The organism is Streptococcus sp. 3705 (assembly GCF_013277145.1).
Taxonomy (GTDB): Bacteria; Bacillota; Bacilli; order Lactobacillales; family Streptococcaceae; genus Streptococcus.
In genome coordinates, this window is the sequence record NZ_VMMJ01000039.1 from 1 (window position 1) to 18,161 (window position 18,161).

General features: G+C 41.1%; 16 protein-coding genes and 10 tRNA genes. 25 read left to right on the top strand and 1 reads right to left on the bottom strand.

Annotated elements, in window-relative coordinates; translation table 11 throughout:
• Window positions 1-25: 25 nt before the first annotated feature.
• The 18 genes from HT714_RS09085 to pcp all read left to right on the top strand — a co-directional run bounded on the left by HT714_RS09085 (window position 26) and on the right by pcp (window position 9,077).
• Window positions 26-96, top strand: a tRNA-Gly gene (locus HT714_RS09085).
• A gap of 34 nt (window positions 97-130) precedes the next feature.
• Window positions 131-204, top strand: a tRNA-Ile gene (locus HT714_RS09090).
• Window positions 205-286: 82 nt separating this feature from the next.
• Window positions 287-376, top strand: a tRNA-Ser gene (locus HT714_RS09095).
• Window positions 377-386: 10 nt separating this feature from the next.
• Window positions 387-460 (top strand) — tRNA-Met (locus HT714_RS09100).
• A 3-nt stretch (window positions 461-463) separates the two neighbouring features.
• Window positions 464-536 (top strand) — tRNA-Phe (locus HT714_RS09105).
• 12 nt (window positions 537-548) lie between these two features.
• A tRNA-Tyr gene (locus HT714_RS09110) sits at window positions 549-629 on the top strand.
• A gap of 4 nt (window positions 630-633) precedes the next feature.
• Window positions 634-704, top strand: a tRNA-Trp gene (locus HT714_RS09115).
• A 14-nt stretch (window positions 705-718) separates the two neighbouring features.
• Window positions 719-791, top strand: a tRNA-His gene (locus HT714_RS09120).
• 13 nt (window positions 792-804) lie between these two features.
• Window positions 805-876 (top strand) — tRNA-Gln (locus HT714_RS09125).
• 9 nt (window positions 877-885) lie between these two features.
• Window positions 886-969, top strand: a tRNA-Leu gene (locus tag HT714_RS09130).
• A 103-nt stretch (window positions 970-1,072) separates the two neighbouring features.
• Window positions 1,073-2,350, top strand: coding sequence for a gamma-glutamylcysteine synthetase (locus HT714_RS09135; RefSeq protein WP_173227121.1), 1,278 nt, complete (start codon window positions 1,073-1,075; stop codon window positions 2,348-2,350).
• Between the two features lie 75 nt (window positions 2,351-2,425).
• Complete coding sequence (gene thrC / locus HT714_RS09140) at window positions 2,426-3,910, top strand: threonine synthase (protein ID WP_173227119.1); 1,485 nt, start codon at window positions 2,426-2,428, stop codon at window positions 3,908-3,910.
• A gap of 60 nt (window positions 3,911-3,970) precedes the next feature.
• Entirely contained in the window at window positions 3,971-5,251 is a 1,281-nt protein-coding gene (locus HT714_RS09145) for an MATE family efflux transporter (RefSeq protein ID WP_173227117.1), read from the top strand.
• A gap of 3 nt (window positions 5,252-5,254) precedes the next feature.
• Window positions 5,255-5,878 (top strand): HAD family hydrolase, encoded by a 624-nt coding sequence (locus tag HT714_RS09150; RefSeq protein WP_173227115.1) that lies wholly within the window; start codon window positions 5,255-5,257, stop codon window positions 5,876-5,878.
• Between the two features lie 162 nt (window positions 5,879-6,040).
• Window positions 6,041-7,204, top strand: a complete 1,164-nt coding sequence (locus tag HT714_RS09155) for a LysM domain-containing protein (protein ID WP_173227113.1) — start codon at window positions 6,041-6,043, stop codon at window positions 7,202-7,204.
• A gap of 319 nt (window positions 7,205-7,523) precedes the next feature.
• Window positions 7,524-7,949 carry a MarR family winged helix-turn-helix transcriptional regulator gene (locus tag HT714_RS09160; RefSeq protein ID WP_173227111.1) on the top strand — a complete coding sequence of 142 codons (426 nt, stop codon included), beginning with the start codon at window positions 7,524-7,526 and terminating at the stop codon, window positions 7,947-7,949.
• Between the two features lie 10 nt (window positions 7,950-7,959).
• The gene (locus tag HT714_RS09165; RefSeq protein ID WP_173227109.1) at window positions 7,960-8,322 is read left to right on the top strand and encodes a DUF1304 domain-containing protein; all 363 of its coding nucleotides are present in this window, start codon (window positions 7,960-7,962) and stop codon (window positions 8,320-8,322) included.
• Between the two features lie 110 nt (window positions 8,323-8,432).
• Window positions 8,433-9,077, top strand: coding sequence for a pyroglutamyl-peptidase I (gene pcp / locus HT714_RS09170; protein ID WP_173227107.1), 645 nt, complete (start codon window positions 8,433-8,435; stop codon window positions 9,075-9,077).
• A gap of 25 nt (window positions 9,078-9,102) precedes the next feature.
• Here pcp and HT714_RS09175 read toward each other — a convergent pair whose 3' ends face one another.
• Window positions 9,103-9,960, bottom strand: coding sequence for a DUF975 family protein (locus tag HT714_RS09175; RefSeq protein WP_173227105.1), 858 nt, complete (start codon window positions 9,958-9,960; stop codon window positions 9,103-9,105).
• 116 nt (window positions 9,961-10,076) lie between these two features.
• Here HT714_RS09175 and tgt point away from each other — a divergent pair, with 116 nt between their 5' ends.
• The 7 genes from tgt to comGB all read left to right on the top strand — a co-directional run bounded on the left by tgt (window position 10,077) and on the right by comGB (window position 18,160).
• Window positions 10,077-11,219 carry a tRNA guanosine(34) transglycosylase Tgt gene (tgt, locus tag HT714_RS09180; protein WP_001285237.1) on the top strand — a complete coding sequence of 381 codons (1,143 nt, stop codon included), beginning with the start codon at window positions 10,077-10,079 and terminating at the stop codon, window positions 11,217-11,219.
• Between the two features lie 100 nt (window positions 11,220-11,319).
• Window positions 11,320-13,137, top strand: a complete 1,818-nt coding sequence (locus tag HT714_RS09185) for an acyltransferase family protein (protein WP_173227103.1) — start codon at window positions 11,320-11,322, stop codon at window positions 13,135-13,137.
• A 151-nt stretch (window positions 13,138-13,288) separates the two neighbouring features.
• Entirely contained in the window at window positions 13,289-14,440 is a 1,152-nt protein-coding gene (gene nagA / locus HT714_RS09190; RefSeq protein ID WP_173227101.1) for an N-acetylglucosamine-6-phosphate deacetylase, read from the top strand.
• A 162-nt stretch (window positions 14,441-14,602) separates the two neighbouring features.
• Window positions 14,603-15,661 carry a zinc-dependent alcohol dehydrogenase family protein gene (locus HT714_RS09195; protein ID WP_000649461.1) on the top strand — a complete coding sequence of 353 codons (1,059 nt, stop codon included), beginning with the start codon at window positions 14,603-14,605 and terminating at the stop codon, window positions 15,659-15,661.
• A 151-nt stretch (window positions 15,662-15,812) separates the two neighbouring features.
• A complete protein-coding gene (locus HT714_RS09200; protein ID WP_000286413.1) occupies window positions 15,813-16,178 on the top strand; it encodes a DUF1033 family protein in 366 nt (121 codons plus the stop codon).
• 76 nt (window positions 16,179-16,254) lie between these two features.
• Window positions 16,255-17,196: a competence type IV pilus ATPase ComGA gene (gene comGA / locus HT714_RS09205; protein WP_173227099.1), complete on the top strand. Its 942-nt coding sequence runs from the start codon at window positions 16,255-16,257 to the stop codon at window positions 17,194-17,196.
• Window positions 17,144-18,160 (top strand): competence type IV pilus assembly protein ComGB, encoded by a 1,017-nt coding sequence (gene comGB / locus HT714_RS09210; RefSeq protein WP_173227125.1) that lies wholly within the window; start codon window positions 17,144-17,146, stop codon window positions 18,158-18,160. The genes comGA and comGB overlap by 53 nt, the downstream gene beginning before the upstream one ends.
• Window position 18,161 lies beyond the last annotated feature (1 nt).

Genomic DNA, 18,161 nt, shown 5'->3' on the forward strand with positions numbered 1-18,161 from the left:
TTCGATCCCGTTAACTCCCATTTTAGCGGGTGTAGTTTAGTGGTAAAACTACAGCCTTCCAAGCTGTTGTCGCGAGTTCGATTCTCGTCACCCGCTTTGAACTTTGTTCTTTGTACCAAGTTTTTGACTTGGGCGCGTAGCTCAGGTGGTTAGAGCGCACGCCTGATAAGCGTGAGGTCGGTGGTTCGAGTCCACTCGTGCCCATAGTGTTTAGTCCATTACTAGAGAATTGTAATATTATCTGTTCGCTAAGAGGACACGGGTTTATTCCCGTATAAACTATTTTGGAGGATTACCCAAGTCCGGCTGAAGGGAACGGTCTTGAAAACCGTCAGGCGTGTAAAAGCGTGCGTGGGTTCGAATCCCACATCCTCCTTTTGTATTAGCGCGGGATGGAGCAGCTCGGTAGCTCGTCGGGCTCATAACCCGAAGGTCGTAGGTTCAAATCCTGCTCCCGCAATAAGGCTCGGTAGCTCAGTTGGTAGAGCAATGGATTGAAGCTCCATGTGTCGGCGGTTCGATTCCGTCTCGCGCCATTTATATATTTTGGAAGGGTAGCGAAGAGGCTAAACGCGGCGGACTGTAAATCCGCTCCTTCGGGTTCGGGGGTTCGAATCCCTCCCCTTCCATTTTACGGGCATAGTTTAAAGGTAGAACTAAGGTCTCCAAAACCTTCAGTGTGGGTTCAATTCCTACTGCCCGTGTTAATAGAATTATGGCGGGTGTGGTGAAGTGGTTAACACACCAGATTGTGGCTCTGGCATGCGTGGGTTCGATCCCCATCACTCGCCTATTTTATATTATTGGGGTATAGCCAAGCGGTAAGGCAAGGGACTTTGACTCCCTCATGCGTTGGTTCGAATCCAGCTACCCCAGTTACTATTTGCCGGCGTGGCGGAATTGGCAGACGCGCTGGACTCAAAATCCAGTGTCCGCAAGGACGTGCCGGTTCGACCCCGGCCGCCGGTATAGTATAGCATTAAGGAACGTTGTAAATCTTCGTTCCTTTTTATATTATTTTTGGTATAATAGTTATTCAAAATTTATTTAGATTATGAAAGTGTAGGGAAGTATGTCTCGTTCTATCGATTTATTAAAACATCGATATTTGAAAAATATTAAAGAAAATCCTGAATTGTTTGTCGGGATTGAGCTGGAATATCCTGTTGTAAACTTGGAAGGAGCTGCTACAGATGTTGAAGTTACCAAGCACTTATTCCGATATTTAGTTTCTTCTTTTGATTTTACTATCGAAAAGGTAGATGATTTTGGGAATCCTATCCAGTTAGTAGATCCAGTAAGTCAGGATGCTATTTTATTTGAAGTTTCCTATACTACGATTGAGTTTGCATTTGGCAAGGCTGAAACGATTCAAGAGATCGAAAATCGTTTCAACAATTATATGGATGTAATTCAGAAAAAGTTAGCTGAATCAAACCATGCTATTGTTGGCTGTGGTATTCATCCTGACTGGGATAAAAATGAGAATTGTCCAGTGGCTTATCCACGCTATCAGATGTTGATGGATTATTTGAATTTGAGTAGAAATATTACTAAATCAGACTTACATCATTTCCCTGAATATGGTGCTTTTATCTGCGGGAGTCAGGTCCAGCTGGATGTTTCAAAGTCTAACTACCTACGGGTGATTAATGCTTTTACCCAAATTGAAGCAGCTAAGGCTTATTTATTTGCAAACTCTGAGTTTTCGGGTGCTGATTGGGATACGAAAATTGCAAGGGATATTTTCTGGGAAGAATCGATGCATGGCATCTATCCAGAGAATGTCGGTGTCAATGCTAGACTCTTTGATGATGAGGAGGATTTTTTTGCCTATCTAAATCATTCTGCGATTTTTACTGCGGAACGTGATGAACAAACCTATTATTTTTATCCGATTCAGGCAAGGGACTATTTGGCTACGCCTGAAATCCAAGCATATGCACTTAATGGGGATGAGGTGCTTATTTATCCTCAAGAGAAGGATTTTGAAACCCATCGTAGTTATCAATACCAGGACTTAACGACTCGCGGAACAGTTGAGTTTCGTAGTGTGTGTACTCAGCCTCTAGATAAAACCTTCGCTTCTGCCGCCTTTCACTTGGGATTATTAGTTAATTTAGATAAGTTAGAAGCTTACTTAGAAACAGCACCTTTCTTTAAAGAATTTGGACGAAATTATAAGTTTTTAAGACGACAATTTTCTAAGAAGAAGCTTACAGATGAGGAAGAAACTGCGATTATTGAAATTTCCAAAGACTTACTTCTGTTAGCTGAGGAAGGTCTGAAGATGAGAAATAAGCAAGAAATGACCTACTTACAGCCTTTGAAAGAAGAATTGAGCCTATAATTTCTCTTATAAGGGGAGAATTTTCTGAAAAATCATGATATAATGGAAAAGACTATAGATAAAGGATAGAGAGTAATGACATTAGTTTATCAATCAACGCGTGATGCCAACAATACAGTAACTGCCAGCCAAGCTATTTTGCAAGGTTTGGCGACGGACGGCGGTTTATTTACACCGCTTACTTATCCAAAAGTAGATTTGGACTTTGACAAATTGAAAGATGCTTCTTATCAGGAAGTTGCTAAGCTTGTTTTGTCAGCATTTTTAGATGACTTTACAGCTGAAGAGTTGGACTACTGTATCAATAATGCCTACGATAGCAAGTTTGATACTCCAGCTATCGCACCATTAGTGAAATTAGATGGACAATACAATTTGGAACTCTTCCATGGTTCAACAATTGCTTTTAAGGATATGGCCTTGTCTATTTTGCCATACTTTATGACAACAGCTGCTAAGAAGCATGGTTTGGAGAACAAGATTGTCATCTTAACAGCGACATCTGGTGATACTGGGAAAGCTGCTATGGCAGGGTTTGCGGATGTTCCTGGTACTGAGATTATCGTCTTTTATCCAAAGGATGGTGTCAGCAAGGTACAAGAGTTGCAAATGACCACTCAGACTGGCGACAATACTCATGTTATCGCTATTGATGGTAACTTTGATGATGCGCAAACTAACGTCAAGCATATGTTTAACGATGTGGCTCTTCGTGAAAGATTAGCGGCCAACAAGTTGCAATTTTCATCGGCTAACTCTATGAATATTGGCCGTTTGGTGCCACAAATTGTCTACTATGTTTATGCTTACGCTCAGTTGGTCAAGACTGGTGAGATTGTGTCTGGTGATAAGGTCAACTTTACCGTACCAACAGGAAACTTTGGAAATATCTTGGCTGCCTTTTATGCTAAGCAAATTGGTCTGCCAGTTGGTAAATTAATCTGTGCTTCAAATGACAACAATGTTTTGACAGATTTCTTCAAGACACGTGTTTACGACAAGAAGCGTGAGTTTAAGGTAACAACTAGTCCATCTATGGATATTTTGGTATCTTCAAACTTGGAACGTTTGATTTTCCATCTTTTGGGTAATGATGCGGTTAAGACAGCAGAACTCATGAATGCTTTGAATAGCCAAGGTCAATATGAGTTGACTAATTTTGATGAAGAGATTCTTGAACTCTTTGCAGCAGAATATGCGACTGAGGAAGAAACAGCGGTAGAAATCAAGCGTGTTTATGAGTCAGATTCTTATATCGAGGATCCACATACGGCGGTTGCCTCAGCAGTTTATAAGAAATACCAAGCTGCTACTGGCGATGCGACTAAGACAGTGATTGCTTCAACAGCTAGTCCATACAAGTTCCCAGTAGTTGCAGTAGAAGCGGTAACAGGAAAAGCAGGCTTAACTGACTTTGAAGCCTTGGCTCAATTACATGACATTTCAGGAGTGGCAGTGCCACCAGCGGTTGATGGCCTTGAAACAGCTCCAGTTCGTCACAAGACAACAGTGGCAGCTGCTGATATGCAAGCAGCGGTTGAGGCTTATCTAGGACTTTAAGACAGAGGGAGTAAACTCGGTTGGGAAACCAACTGAGTTTCTTTTCATCAGGAGGAAGGATTGTTTAAGAAAAATAAAGACATTCTTAATATTGCCTTGCCAGCTATGGGCGAAAACTTTTTGCAGATGCTCATGGGGATGGTGGACAGTTATCTGGTAGCCCACTTGGGCTTGATAGCTATTTCGGGTGTATCAGTAGCTGGTAATATTATTACGATTTATCAGGCGATTTTCATCGCTCTGGGAGCTGCTATTTCCAGTGTTATTTCAAAAAGTTTGGGGCAGAAGGATCAGTCTAAGCTAGCCTATCATGTGACTGAGGCCTTGAAGATTACCTTACTATTAAGTTTCCTTTTAGGAGCTTTGTCCATCTTCGCTGGGAAAGAGATGATAGGACTTTTGGGGACGGAGAGAGATGTAGCTGAGAGTGGTGGACTCTACTTATCTTTGGTAGGAGGGTCGATTGTTCTCTTGGGGTTGATGACTAGTCTGGGAGCCTTGATTCGTGCAACGCATAACCCACGTTTACCTCTTTATGTTAGTCTCTTGTCAAATGCCTTGAATATTCTTTTTTCAAGTCTAGCTATTTTTGTTCTTGATATGGGAATAGCTGGTGTTGCTTGGGGGACAATTCTGTCTCGTTTGGTAGGTCTTGTGATTTTATGGTCACAATTAAAACTGCCTTATGCGAAGCCAACTTTTGGTTTAGATAAGGAACTGTTGACCTTGGCTTTACCAGCAGCTGGAGAACGTCTCATGATGCGGGCTGGTGATGTCGTTATCATTGCCTTGGTCGTTTCTTTTGGAACAGAGGCAGTGGCTGGGAATGCAGTCGGAGAAGTCTTGACCCAGTTTAACTATATGCCTGCCTTTGGTGTGGCTACAGCAACAGTCATACAAGTGGCTCGAGCGGTTGGAGAAGATGATTGGAAAAGAGTCGCTAGTTTGAGCAAGCAAACCTTTTGGCTCTCTCTGGTCCTCATGTTACCCTTGACCTTCAGTATCTATGCTTTGGGTATACCACTCACTCATCTCTATACAACTGATCCTCTAGCGGTTGAGGCTAGTGTCCTAGTGACACTGTTTTCACTACTTGGTACTCCTATGACGATAGGAACAGTCATCTATACAGCAGTCTGGCAGGGTTTGGGCAATGCTCGGCTTCCCTTTTATGCGACAAGTATAGGAATGTGGTGTATCCGCATTGGAACAGGATATCTGATGGGGATTGTGCTTGGTTGGGGCTTGCCCGGTATTTGGGCCGGAACCCTTTTGGATAATGGTTTTCGCTGGTTATTTCTACGCTATCGTTACCAGCGCTATATGAGATTGAAAGGATAGGAAATGCAAAAAACAGCTTTTATTTGGGATTTAGACGGGACTTTATTGGACTCTTACGAAGCAATTTTGTCAGGGATTGAGGAAACTTTTGCTCAGTTTTCTATTCCTTATGATAAGGAGCAGGTGAGAGAGTTTATCCTCAAGTATTCGGTGCAGGATTTGCTTGTGCAGGTGGCGGAAGAGAGAAAACTGGATGTGGAAGTGCTAAATCAGGTGCGTGCTCAGAGTCTGGCTGAGAAGAATGCTCAGGTAGTCTTAATGCCAGGTGCGCGTGATGTGCTAGCTTGGGCAGAGGAATCAGGAATTCAGCAGTTTGTTTACACTCATAAGGGAGACAATGCTCTTACCATTCTCAGAGACTTGGGTTTGGAATCTTATTTTACAGAGATTCTAACCAGTCAGAGTGGCTTTGCACGCAAGCCTAATCCGGAAGCGGCTACCTATCTGTTAGACAAGTATCAGTTGGATCCTGAGAAAACCTATTATATAGGGGATCGGACTCTGGATGTGGAATTTGCCCAGAATAGTGGGATTCAAAGTCTTAACTTTTTAGAGTCGTCTTATGAAGGCAATCACAGGATTCAAGCGTTAGCAGATATTTCCCGTTTTTTTAAGGTTGAGCGATAAAAAGATTGTGTCAGTTTTGTGACAGAGACCTAACAAACTATTTCAAGTAACTGAGTTTGTTACAAGGAATAGACAGTTCTGTTAAATAGGCCCGAGAGGGCTTTTTTTCTGCTCTTTTTGTGTTATGATAGACAGGTACTCATTTGAAAGGAATTTGAAAGAATGAAGAAAAGAATATTATTAGCTTCAACAGTAGCTTTGTCATTTGCCCCAGTATTGGTAACTCAAGCAGAAGAAGTTCTTTGGACTGCACGTAGTGTTGAGCAAATCCAAAACGATTTGACTAAAACGGACAACAAAACAAGTTATACAGTTCAGTATGGTGATACTTTAAGCACCATTGCAGAAGCCTTGGGTGTAGATGTCACAGTTCTTGCGAATTTGAATAAAATCACGAATATGGACTTGATTTTCCCAGAAACTGTTTTGACAACGACTGTCAATGAAGCAGAAGAAGTAACGGAAGTTGAAATCCAAACTCCTCAAGCAGATTCTAGTGAGGAAGTGACAACTGCGACAGCAGATTTGACAACTAATCAAGTAACCGTTGATGATCAAACTGTTCAAGTTGCAGATCTTTCTCAACCGATTGCAGAAACTCCAAAAGCGGTAGAAACTACAAGTACAAAAGAAGTAGCAACAAGTTCAGAAGTTACAGAGACAGTGACTGCTTCAGAAGAAGTCGTGCTATCTACAGGAACTTCTGTTTCAGAGGAGCAAACAGCCGAAACAAGCAGTGCAATTGCAGAAGAAGCTCCTCGAGCAGCGACTCTAGCTGAGAAGCAGGAAATACAAACAGGCCCTCAAGCTGAATCAACGGTAGAAACAACTACAACTCCAGTAGAAGAAAAAGAAGTCTCGTCAAGTGAAGCTGCACCAACAGTTTCTACTTATCAACCAGAAGAGACGAAAATAATTTCAACAACTTACACAGCTCCAGCAGCGCCCGATTATGCTGGACTTGCAGTAGCGAAATCTGAAAATGCAGGCCTTCAACCACAAACAGCTGCCTTTAAAGAAGAAATTGCCAACTTGTTTGGCATCACATCCTTTAGTGGTTACCGTCCAGGAGACAGTGGAGATCATGGAAAAGGTTTGGCTATCGATTTTATGGTGCCAGAAAGCTCAGAACTAGGGGATAAGATTGCGGAATACGCTATTCAAAATATGGCTAGCCGTGGTATTAGTTATATCATCTGGAAACAACGTTTCTATGCTCCATTCGATAGCAAATATGGACCAGCTAATACTTGGAACCCAATGCCAGACCGTGGTAGCGTGACAGAAAACCACTATGACCACGTTCACGTTTCAATGAATGGATAAACCAGACTTTGTAATATCATTTTGACGAATGAGATATAGCTTTCGTGATAGGAAGCGAGTCTCGTTCGTTTTTTCTTTGTCATACTCTTCGAAAATCTCTTCAAACCACGTCAGTTTTAACTACAACCTCAAAGCTGTGCTTTGAGCAACCTACGGCTAGCTTCCTAGTTTGCTCTTTGATTTTCATTGAGTATCAATATGAATGGAAAATGGAAAGTTACCATCTTGTAATGAGTTAAGCAACATTCTTGCAATCTATTTTACTTTATATTATAATTGATTAGTCAAGTATTGATGAATCAATAGAAAGGAGAAAGAAATGATAGAGATTCAAGATTTACTGTATCAACTCCGCTTGTCTGAGCAAGCGAGTACGCAATTGTTTGAAAAAAGACTTGGGATTAGTTTGACACGGTATCAGATTTTACTGTTTTTGCTGGAGAATTCTCCCTGTAATCAAATGGGAGTTCAGGAGCGTTTGAAGATTGATCAGGCTGCTTTGACCCGACATTTCAAAATTCTGGAAAAGGAAGGTTTAGTGGAGCGTCATCGTAATCCTGAAAATCAGCGAGAAGTGTTGGTAGAGGCTACGAAGTATGCCAAGGAGCAGTTAGTGGTGAATCCCCCTCTGAAACATATCAAGGTTAAGGAAGAGATGGAAAGTATCTTAACAGAGTCTGAAAGAACAGAACTCAGCCGTTTATTAAATAAATTGGTTTTGGGCATTGAAAATATAGAAATTTAAGGAGAAATAGATGTCAATTATTACAATCATTTTAGCAACAATCGTTGCTTTGGAGCATTTTTACATTTTTTATTTGGAAAGTATTGCAACGCAATCAGATGCGACTAGTCGTGTCTTTAACATGGACAAGGAAGAACTGGCTCGTCCGTCAGTAACTTCATTGTTTAAAAATCAAGGGATTTATAATGCTTTGCTAGGAGTCTTTCTCTTGTATGGAATTTATTTCTCACAGAATTTAGAAATTGTGACTATTTTTGTTTTATTTGTGATTGGAGCGGCGGCTTATGGCTCTCTCACAGCAGATAAAAAAATTATTTTAAAGCAAGGCGGACCAGCTATTTTGGCCTTGATCAGTATTTTACTCTTTAAATAAGTTCAAAGGTCAATCTTAGTCTCTCTAGTCCTTTTCACTCCAGAATAAGGGAAATATGTTATACTTGATTTAAGAAAAAGTCTCATTGAATTGGTTTTGAGGAGTTAGAAATGAAAGTATTAGTGACAGGTTTTGAGCCCTTTGGAGGGGAAAAGGTCAATCCAGCTTTGGAGGCTATTAAAGGTTTACCAGCTGAAATCCATGGTGCTGAGGTTCGTTGGCTAGAAGTACCGACAGTCTTTCACAAATCGGCCCAAGTATTGGAAGAAGAGATGAACCGCTATCAACCGGACTTTGTCCTTTGTATCGGGCAAGCGGGTGGAAGATCTAGCTTGACACCTGAGCGAGTAGCTATTAATCAAGATGATGCACGGATTCCTGATAATGAGGGTAATCAACCGATTGACCTTCCCATTCGCCCAGACGGTGCTCCGGCCTACTTTAGTAGTCTGCCGATTAAAGCGATGGTTCAAGCTATAAAAAAAGAGGGCTTGCCGGCCTCTGTTTCCAATACTGCAGGGACTTTTGTCTGCAATCATTTGATGTATCAGGCACTCTATTTGGTAGAAAATAAATTTCCACATGTTAAGGCAGGTTTTATGCATATTCCTTATATGATGGAACAGGTGGTGAATCGACCGACCACTCCAGCTATGAGTTTAGTGGATATTAGGCGAGGGATAGAAGCAGCAATCGGCGCCATTATCGAACATGGAGATCAGGATCTCAAGTTGGTAGGCGGAGAAATTCATTGATAGAAAAAAGCTTGAGGGAAAACCTTCAAGCTTTTGGACGTTTTCGAGCCAATACTGCTCGGTAAAAAATTATTTTATTGATTTGAATGTAGGGTAGGAGTGAGAAACTAGCAATTCCAAAGGTAATCCAATTGAGGAAATACCAAGGAAGGAGTTGTAAGTCTAGGACAAAGCGCTGAAATTTGTAACCTTTCATTAAGAAACGGCTGGTTTTAAGTATTTGCCCTGGTTTAGCTTGTCCTAAGTCTAGGGTGTCACAGAGGAGAAATTCTACCTGTGAATAAGCATAGTATTGTGGAATATAGAGACTATTTCCGACAATCATCAAGAGGATACTTGCTAGAAAATAGAGACCAAAGGTCATGAGGAAACGCTCCGTTTCAACTGACGAGAGATCTAGATTGGGAAATTCAGGATGGATTGCAACGAATTTCTTTGCTAGAAAGCTACTGTAAAAAGGGAGGTAAATCCCAAGCAAACTAGGAATGCTCCATAAGAAGAGATAGAAACGTTTGAGAAGTAGAGTCAAAAAGGTCTGTGAAAAGTGTACTTCGTTAAAGAGAGTAAGACTATTTTTGACGGATAGTTCTGTATCTGGATTCTTGATGAGTTTTAGGGTTGTATAGACTGAACTGGTTAGAAGAATAGCTCCGATAAAGGAGACTAATAGCGGAAAAAGGTAGGCTTGGAATACATGGCCAAACACGCTTAAAAAGGGTTGTTCTAAAACACTCTCGTTAATGCGCTCTAAGGGATTGAGGAAGCCAGACAAGATGACCAGCATGCTAGGTAAGAGATAGACGAGAAAGAGGCGGGGATTTTCAGCCTGAAATTGTCTGGCCTGCAGACGAATGGTTTTTAAATCAATTTTTGGGTATTTCATTCTCTCATTATACCATAGTTCGTGACAGTTCCGGCTTTTTTTGATAAAATCATACAGTATGCCCTTGGGCACAAAGTATGAACTGGGACTGTCTTTCCCAGCTTCGGAGGTAAAAAATGTCAGATTCACCAATCAAATATCGTTTGATTAAGAAAGAAAAACACACAGGAGCTCGTCTGGGAGAAATCATCACTCCCCACGGTACCTTCCCGACGCCTATGTTTATGCCAGTTGGAACTCAAGCCACTGTCAAAACTCAGTCACCTGAAGAATTGAAGGAGATGGGTTCGGGAATTATCCTATCAAACACCTATCATCTCTGGCTTCGCCCTGGAGATGAACTCATCGCACGCGCAGGCGGTCTTCATAAGTTTATGAACTGGGACCAGCCTATTTTGACAGATAGTGGTGGTTTCCAGGTCTATTCTCTAGCAGATAGTCGCAATATCACAGAAGAAGGGGTAACCTTTAAAAACCATCTCAATGGTTCTAAGATGTTCCTATCACCAGAAAAAGCCATCTCTATTCAGAACAATCTGGGTTCAGACATCATGATGTCTTTTGATGAATGTCCTCAGTTTTATCAACCATACGACTACGTTAAGAAATCAATCGAGCGTACCAGCCGTTGGGCTGAGCGTGGTTTGAAAGCTCATCGTCGTCCACATGACCAAGGCTTGTTTGGAATTGTGCAGGGGGCTGGATTTGAAGACCTGCGTCGCCAATCAGCTCATGACCTTGTCAGCATGGATTTTCCAGGCTACTCTATCGGTGGCTTGGCAGTGGGAGAAACCCACGAAGAGATGAATGCTGTCTTGGACTTTACAACTCAACTGCTGCCTGAAAACAAACCTCGCTATTTGATGGGTGTCGGAGCGCCAGATAGCTTGATTGATGGGGTGATTCGTGGTGTAGATATGTTTGACTGTGTTTTACCGACTCGTATCGCTCGTAATGGGACTTGTATGACCAGTCAGGGACGTTTGGTTGTCAAAAATGCCCAGTTTGCTGAGGACTTTACACCACTGGATCCTGAATGTGATTGCTACACATGTAAGAACTATACACGCGCTTATCTTCGTCACCTGCTCAAGGCTGATGAAACCTTTGGTATCCGCTTGACTAGCTACCACAATCTTTACTTCTTGCTTAACCTGATGAAGCAAGTTCGACAAGCCATTATGGATGACAATCTCTTGGAATTCCGTGAGTATTTTGTGGAAAAATATGGCTACAATAAGTCAGGCCGTAATTTCTAAAATGGAATTGATATAAGCTAAAAATCCTAAGTTTTCTCTTGGGATTTTTCTTCTTTTTTTGATAGAATAAAGTGTATAATGAAAGGGAGAATAAACTCGTATGCGCATTAAATGGTTTTCCTTGATTAGGATTACTGGTTTACTACTGGTACTCTTATATCACTTCTTTCAGACCATCTTTCCTGGAGGATTTTTCGGGGTGGATGTCTTTTTCACATTTTCAGGCTTTCTGATTACGGCTCTACTTATCGAAGAATTTTCTAAAAATCACGAGATTGACTTGATAGGATTTTTTAGGAGACGTTTTTATCGGATTGTGCCACCTGTGGTTTTGATGGTCTTGGTAACCATGCCCTTTACTTTTCTAGTTCGGCAAGATTATGTGGCTGGAATTGGGGGTCAGATTGCGGGTGTTTTAGGCTTTATGACCAACTTCTATGAACTCCTAACAGGTGGGAGTTATGAATCTCAGTTTATTCCCCATTTGTTTGTTCATAATTGGAGTTTGGCAGTTGAGGTTCACTACTATATTCTATGGGGATTGGCAGTTTGGTTCTTATCCAAACAGGCTAAATCCAATGGTCAGTTGAAGGGGATGGTTTTTCTCTTATCAGCTGCTGCCTTTTTAATTAGCTTCTTCTCCATGTTTATTGGTAGTTTTCTAGTGACCTCTTATTCCTCTGTTTATTTCTCCAGTTTAACTCATGTCTATCCATTCTTTTTGGGAAGTGTGTTAGCAACTATCGTAGGCGTTCGTCAGACGACTTCCCTAGTTAAGCAGTTGGATAAAATCTGGGATTTACGAAAGACCCTGTTGATTTTTGCAGGAGGTTTTGGCTTCTTACTCATTTTGACCTTCTTTGTCAAATTTACCTATCTCTTTGCTTATCTTATGGGCTTCTTGCTTGCCAGTCTTGCAGCCCTTGCTATGATTCTGGTGGCGCGTGTCTTACATGAAAAGACTCCTAACATGCAGGAGCCAAAGATTATCAGCTTTTTAGCAGATACTAGCTATGCAGTTTATCTCTTCCATTGGCCTTTTTATATCATTTTCTCACAGTTGACCTCAAATCTTTTTGCTGTGTTACTGACTTTGATTTGTTCTTATGGATTTGCCAGTCTTTCATTTTATGTATTGGAACCTTGGATTGCAGGCAAGAACACACCTGTTTTACAAACTCTTCGTCCCCTGCCTTATATTCACGCAATTCTTGCAACAAGTACAGGAATCTTAGCCTTCATTGTCTTCTTAGTGACTTTGTTGGCACCACAAGTGGGAGCTTTTGAGACAGATTTGACTGTCAATGGTTTGAAGCAAGCTGCAACAAATATTAGCCAAACCAAGGTGATGACAGAACGGGCAGATGCAAATAGTTTGGGGATTGCTGATGGCACTATGTTAATTGGTGACTCGGTGGCTTTAAGGGCAAATACAGCCCTACAGACAGCCCTTCCTGGAGCACAGATTAACGCGCAGGTCAGCAGAACAACCAAGACCGCCAATGAAATCATGCTCAACAATAGCCAGAATAAATTTCTACCAAAGGTGGTGGTCATTGCGACTGGGGTAAATAATCCTGAAAATTACAAGGAAGATTGGGATAGTATCGTGAAAAATCTTCCTAAGGGACACCATATGATTTTGGTGACACCTTATGAAGGAGATAAAACAAAAGAGACCTATGCAATCGTTGAGAAGGCTGCTACCTACATGAGAGAATTGGCAGAGAAGACTCCTTATATCACCATTGCTGATTGGAATCAAGTTGCTAAGGAACATCCAGAAATCTGGGCAGGAACAGACCAAGTCCATTTCGGAAGTGACACTAGTAAAATTGAAGCCGGAGCTAAATTGTATGCAGAGACCATTGCCACAGCCTTGCAAACAGCTCAAGACAAGCCGGTCAAATCAAAATAACTTGTATTAAAAAGAGAAGAGTTGGAGAAATCCAGCTCTTTTAAAATATCTCTAGAAAATAGGTCTATACCATTTACAAATGAATCAGAAAAGTTTATAATGTAATTGACATAATAAATATCAAAAGTAATCTTTTAAGGAGGTCATTATTATGCCTAATTACGTTAAAGCGGATCAGTTTTTCTATCCATTTGGCATTCGTCGTGGTGGGTACTTAGAACTTATTGATGGTAAATTTGGGAAACATGTGGATCAAATTCCTGAAGGAGCAGAGGTTCTTGACTATACTGGTTATAGCATTGCACCAGGTCTTGTGGATACTCATATTCATGGATATGCAGGTGTAGATGTGATGGACAACAACATTGAAGGTACATTGCACACTATGAGTGAAGGACTTCTTAGTACCGGTGTTACCAGTTTCTTGCCCACAACTTTAACAGCCACTTATGAGCAATTGCTTGCAGTCACTGAAAATCTTGGAAACCATTATAAAGAAGCAACAGGTGCTAAGATTCGTGGGATTTATTATGAAGGTCCATATTTCACAGAAACTTTTAAGGGGGCACAAAATCCAACTTATATGAGAGACCCGGGTGTTGAGGAGTTTCATTCTTGGCAGGATGCTGCAAAAGGGATGCTAAATAAAATCGCTATTGCACCAGAACGTGATGGGGTGGAAGATTTTGTACGTACTATTACAGGTGAGGGTGTGACAGTTGCACTTGGACACTCAGATGCGACATTTGAACAAGCTAAGAAGGCAGTTGATGCTGGAGCTAGTGTATGGGTACATGCCTATAATGGGATGCGTGGTTTAACACACCGCGAACTCGGTATGGTAGGAGCTATGTATGAGCTCCCACATACTTACGCAGAATTGATTTGTGATGGTTATCACGTAGATCCAAAAGCTTGTGAGATTTTACTTAAGCAAAAGGGGACAGAAAACATCGCTCTTATTACGGACTGTATGACAGCTGGTGGGCTTGAAGACGGTGACTATATGTTGGGAGAATTCCCTGTTGTAGTAGCAAATGGAACTGCACGTCTCAAATCTACTGGTAATTTGGCAGGTTCTATCCTCAAACTTAAAGATGGTATGAGAAATGTAGTCGAGTGGGGTATTGCAAATCCACACGAAGCGGTCATGATGGCTAGCCTTAACCCAGCAAAATCTGTTAATATTGACGATGTTTGTGGACAAATCCGTGAAGGCTATGACGCTGACTTTATTGTATTAGATAAAGATTTGGAATTGGTAGCAACCTATCTAGATGGTGTGAAACGATATCAAGCATAAGAGAGAAGGCAGAAGTTAGAGACTAGCTTCTGCTTTTTTATGTATGGTACTTTACTGGTAAATAAAAAAGTTAAAAAAATCACAAAATAACTTGAACAAGTAAATGAAAAGGCTTACAATTATATTATAAATAATACAAATAAAAAAACGGAGGAGTGCTTTATGAAAGCCTATACTTATGTTAAACCTGGACTTGCTTCTTTTGTTGATGTTGACAAACCAGTGATTCGCAAGCCAACAGACGCTATTGTGCGTATCGTAAAAACCACTATTTGTGGAACAGACCTCCATATTATCAAAGGGGATGTCCCTGCTTGCCAAAGTGGTACCATTCTTGGTCACGAAGGGATTGGGATTGTTGAAGAAGTTGGAGAAGGAGTTTCTAATTTCAAAAAAGGCGACAAAGTCTTGATTTCTTGTGTCTGTGCCTGTGGTAAATGCTACTACTGTAAAAAAGGAATTTATGCCCACTGTGAAGACGAAGGGGGCTGGATTTTCGGTCACTTAATTGATGGTATGCAGGCTGAATATCTACGTGTCCCTCATGCAGATAATACTCTTTACCATACTCCAGAAGATTTGTCAGATGAAGCCTTGGTTATGCTATCAGACATTCTACCTACTGGATATGAAATTGGTGTCTTAAAAGGGAAAGTAGAACCTGGTTGCAGCGTAGCGATTATTGGTTCAGGACCTGTTGGATTGGCTGCTCTCTTGACAGCTCAATTCTACTCACCAGCTAAATTGATTATGGTAGACCTAGATGATAACCGCTTGGAAACTGCTGTATCATTTGGTGCGACTCACAAGGTTAATTCTTCAGACCCTGAAAAAGCCATTAAGGAAATTTATGATTTGACAGATGGTCGTGGTGTGGATGTCGCTATCGAAGCTGTTGGTATTCCTGCAACATTTGATTTCTGTCAAAAGATTATCGGTGTAGACGGAACAGTTGCCAACTGTGGTGTACATGGTAAACCAGTCGAATTCGATTTGGATAAACTTTGGATTCGCAACATCAATGTAACAACTGGTTTGGTATCTACAAATACAACTCCACAATTGTTGAAAGCTCTTGAAAGTCATAAGATTGAACCAGAAAAATTGGTAACTCACTATTTCAAACTAAGTGAAATTGAAAAAGCCTATGAAGTCTTCAGTAAGGCAGCAGACCACCATGCAATTAAGGTCATCATCGAAAACGATATTTCTGAAGCCTAGGTAGTAAAAAGATTTTGGAACATAAGCAAATAGAAATTCAGTCATCCATCAGATGGCTGGATTTTTTATCAAAAAAATTAAGAAATGAGCATATTTCTTTCCTTGTTTGGCGGAATTGGTTATAATATACGGTACAAAGGAATGAATGAATATGTATCGTGTTATAGAAATGTACGGAGATTTTGAACCTTGGTGGTTCTTAGAAGGTTGGGAAGAAGATATTGTAGCAAGTAGAAAATTTGACCAGTATTATGATGCTCTCAAATACTACAAAACTTGCTGGTTTAGATTGGAACAAGAATCCCCTCTTTATAAAAGTAGAAGTGACTTGATGACTATTTTTTGGGATCCAGAAGACCAACGTTGGTGTGATGAATGTGACGAGTATTTACAACAATACCATTCTTTGGCTCTTTTGCAGGATGAGCAGGTTATTCCAGATGAAAAATTACGTCCAGGCTATGAAAAACAAACAGGTAAGGAAAGGCACCGTTCTTGCCGTATGAAATTAAAATAGAGAAAAAGTAACTTTTTGGGAGTTGCTTTTTTTATTTTTCCAAATCTTTGCGAATAGTATAGGTGAGGAGGTAAGTATGGTTCAAGAAATTGCACAAGAAATCATTCGTTCAGCCCGGAAAAAAGGAGCGCAAGACATTTATTTTGTCCCCAAGTTAGACGCCTATGAGCTTCATATGAGGGTAGGAGACGAGCGCTGTAAAATCGGTTGTTATGATTTTGAAAAATTTGCGGCCGTCATCAGTCACTTTAAGTTTGTGGCGGGTATGAATGTTGGAGAAAAGAGACGTAGTCAACTTGGTTCCTGTGATTATGCCTATGACCAGAAGATGGCGTCTCTACGTCTATCTACTGTAGGCGATTATAGAGGGCATGAGAGTTTAGTTATTCGTTTGTTGCATGATGAGGAGCAGGATTTGCATTTTTGGTTTCAGGATATTGATGAATTGGGCAAGCAGTACAGGCAACGGGGACTTTATCTTTTTGCTGGCCCAGTCGGCAGTGGCAAGACAACCTTGATGCATGAATTGGCTAAATCTCTCTTTAAAGGACAGCAAGTTATGTCCATTGAAGATCCTGTCGAAATCAAGCAGGACAACATGCTCCAGTTACAGCTAAATGAAGCAATCGGACTGACCTATGAAAATCTGATTAAGCTTTCCCTACGGCATCGTCCTGATCTCTTGATTATCGGAGAAATTCGTGACAGCGAAACGGCGCGTGCAGTGGTCAGAGCTAGTTTGACAGGGGCGACAGTCTTTTCAACCATTCACGCCAAGAGTATTCGAGGTGTTTATGAGCGCCTGCTGGAGTTGGGTGTGAGTGAGGAGGAATTAGCAGTCGTTCTGCAGGGAGTCTGCTATCAGAGATTAATCGGGGGAGGAGGAATCGTTGACTTTGCGAACAAAGGCTATCAAGAACACCAGCCAACTAGCTGGAATGAGCAGATTGACCAGCTTCTTGAAGATGGACATATCACAAGTCTTCAGGCTGAAACGGAAAAAATTAGCTACAGCTAAGCAAAAAAATATCATCACCTTGTTTAACAATCTCTTTTCCAGTGGTTTTCATCTGGTGGAGACCATTTCCTTTTTAGATAGGAGTGCTTTGTTGGACAAGCAGTGTGTGACTCAGATGCGCACGGGCTTGTCTCAGGGGAAATCATTCTCAGAAATGATGGAAAGTTTGGGATTTTCAAGTGCTATTGTCACTCAGTTATCCCTAGCGGAAGTCCATGGCAATCTTCACCTGAGTTTGGGAAAGATAGAAGAATATCTGGACAATCTGACCAAGGTCAAGAAAAAATTAATTGAAGTAGCGACCTATCCTTTGATTTTGCTGGGATTTCTTCTCTTAATTATGCTGGGGCTACGGAACTACCTACTACCACAACTGGATAGTAGCAATATTGCCACCCAAATTATCGGCAATCTGCCACAAATTTTTCTAGGAATGGTAGGGTTTGTTTCCATACTTGCCCTTTTAGCACTAACTTTTTATAAAAGAAGTTCTAAGATGCGAGTTTTTTCTATCCTAGCACGCATTCCTTTCTTTGGAATATTTGTGCAGACCTATTTGACAGCCTATTATGCGCGTGAATGGGGGAATATGATTTCGCAGGGAATGGAGCTGATGCAGATTTTTCAGATCATGCAGGAACAAGGTTCCCAACTCTTTAAAGAAATCGGTCGAGATTTGGCTCAAGCCCTACAAAATGGTCAGGAATTTTCTCAGACTATAGGAACCTATACTTTCTTTAAAAAGGAGTTGAATCTCATCATCGAGTATGGGGAAGTCAAGTCTAAGCTGGGGAGTGAGTTGGAAATCTATGCTGAAAAAACTTGGGAAGCCTTTTTTACCCGAGTCAATCGCACCATGAATCTGGTGCAGCCACTGGTCTTTATCTTTGTGGCTCTGATTATCGTTTTACTTTATGCGGCAATGCTCATGCCCATGTATCAAAATATGGAGGTAAATTTTTAAA

Excerpts from the sequence above, each read along its gene's own strand:
- HT714_RS09175 (WP_173227105.1), bottom strand. The coding sequence starts at position 9,960 with ATGAAATACCCAAAAATTGATTTAAAAACCATTCGTCTGCAGGCCAGA.
- nagA (WP_173227101.1), top strand. The coding sequence starts at position 13,289 with ATGCCTAATTACGTTAAAGCGGATCAGTTTTTCTATCCATTTGGCATT.
- HT714_RS09185 (WP_173227103.1), top strand. The coding sequence starts at position 11,320 with ATGCGCATTAAATGGTTTTCCTTGATTAGGATTACTGGTTTACTACTG.
- HT714_RS09150 (WP_173227115.1), top strand. The coding sequence starts at position 5,255 with ATGCAAAAAACAGCTTTTATTTGGGATTTAGACGGGACTTTATTGGAC.
- HT714_RS09135 (WP_173227121.1), top strand. The coding sequence starts at position 1,073 with ATGTCTCGTTCTATCGATTTATTAAAACATCGATATTTGAAAAATATT.
- tgt (WP_001285237.1), top strand. The coding sequence starts at position 10,077 with ATGTCAGATTCACCAATCAAATATCGTTTGATTAAGAAAGAAAAACAC.
- HT714_RS09155 (WP_173227113.1), top strand. The coding sequence starts at position 6,041 with ATGAAGAAAAGAATATTATTAGCTTCAACAGTAGCTTTGTCATTTGCC.
- thrC (WP_173227119.1), top strand. The coding sequence starts at position 2,426 with ATGACATTAGTTTATCAATCAACGCGTGATGCCAACAATACAGTAACT.
- pcp (WP_173227107.1), top strand. The coding sequence starts at position 8,433 with ATGAAAGTATTAGTGACAGGTTTTGAGCCCTTTGGAGGGGAAAAGGTC.
- HT714_RS09195 (WP_000649461.1), top strand. The coding sequence starts at position 14,603 with ATGAAAGCCTATACTTATGTTAAACCTGGACTTGCTTCTTTTGTTGAT.
- HT714_RS09165 (WP_173227109.1), top strand. The coding sequence starts at position 7,960 with ATGTCAATTATTACAATCATTTTAGCAACAATCGTTGCTTTGGAGCAT.
- comGB (WP_173227125.1), top strand. The coding sequence starts at position 17,144 with ATGGACATATCACAAGTCTTCAGGCTGAAACGGAAAAAATTAGCTACA.
- HT714_RS09200 (WP_000286413.1), top strand. The coding sequence starts at position 15,813 with ATGTATCGTGTTATAGAAATGTACGGAGATTTTGAACCTTGGTGGTTC.
- comGA (WP_173227099.1), top strand. The coding sequence starts at position 16,255 with ATGGTTCAAGAAATTGCACAAGAAATCATTCGTTCAGCCCGGAAAAAA.
- HT714_RS09160 (WP_173227111.1), top strand. The coding sequence starts at position 7,524 with ATGATAGAGATTCAAGATTTACTGTATCAACTCCGCTTGTCTGAGCAA.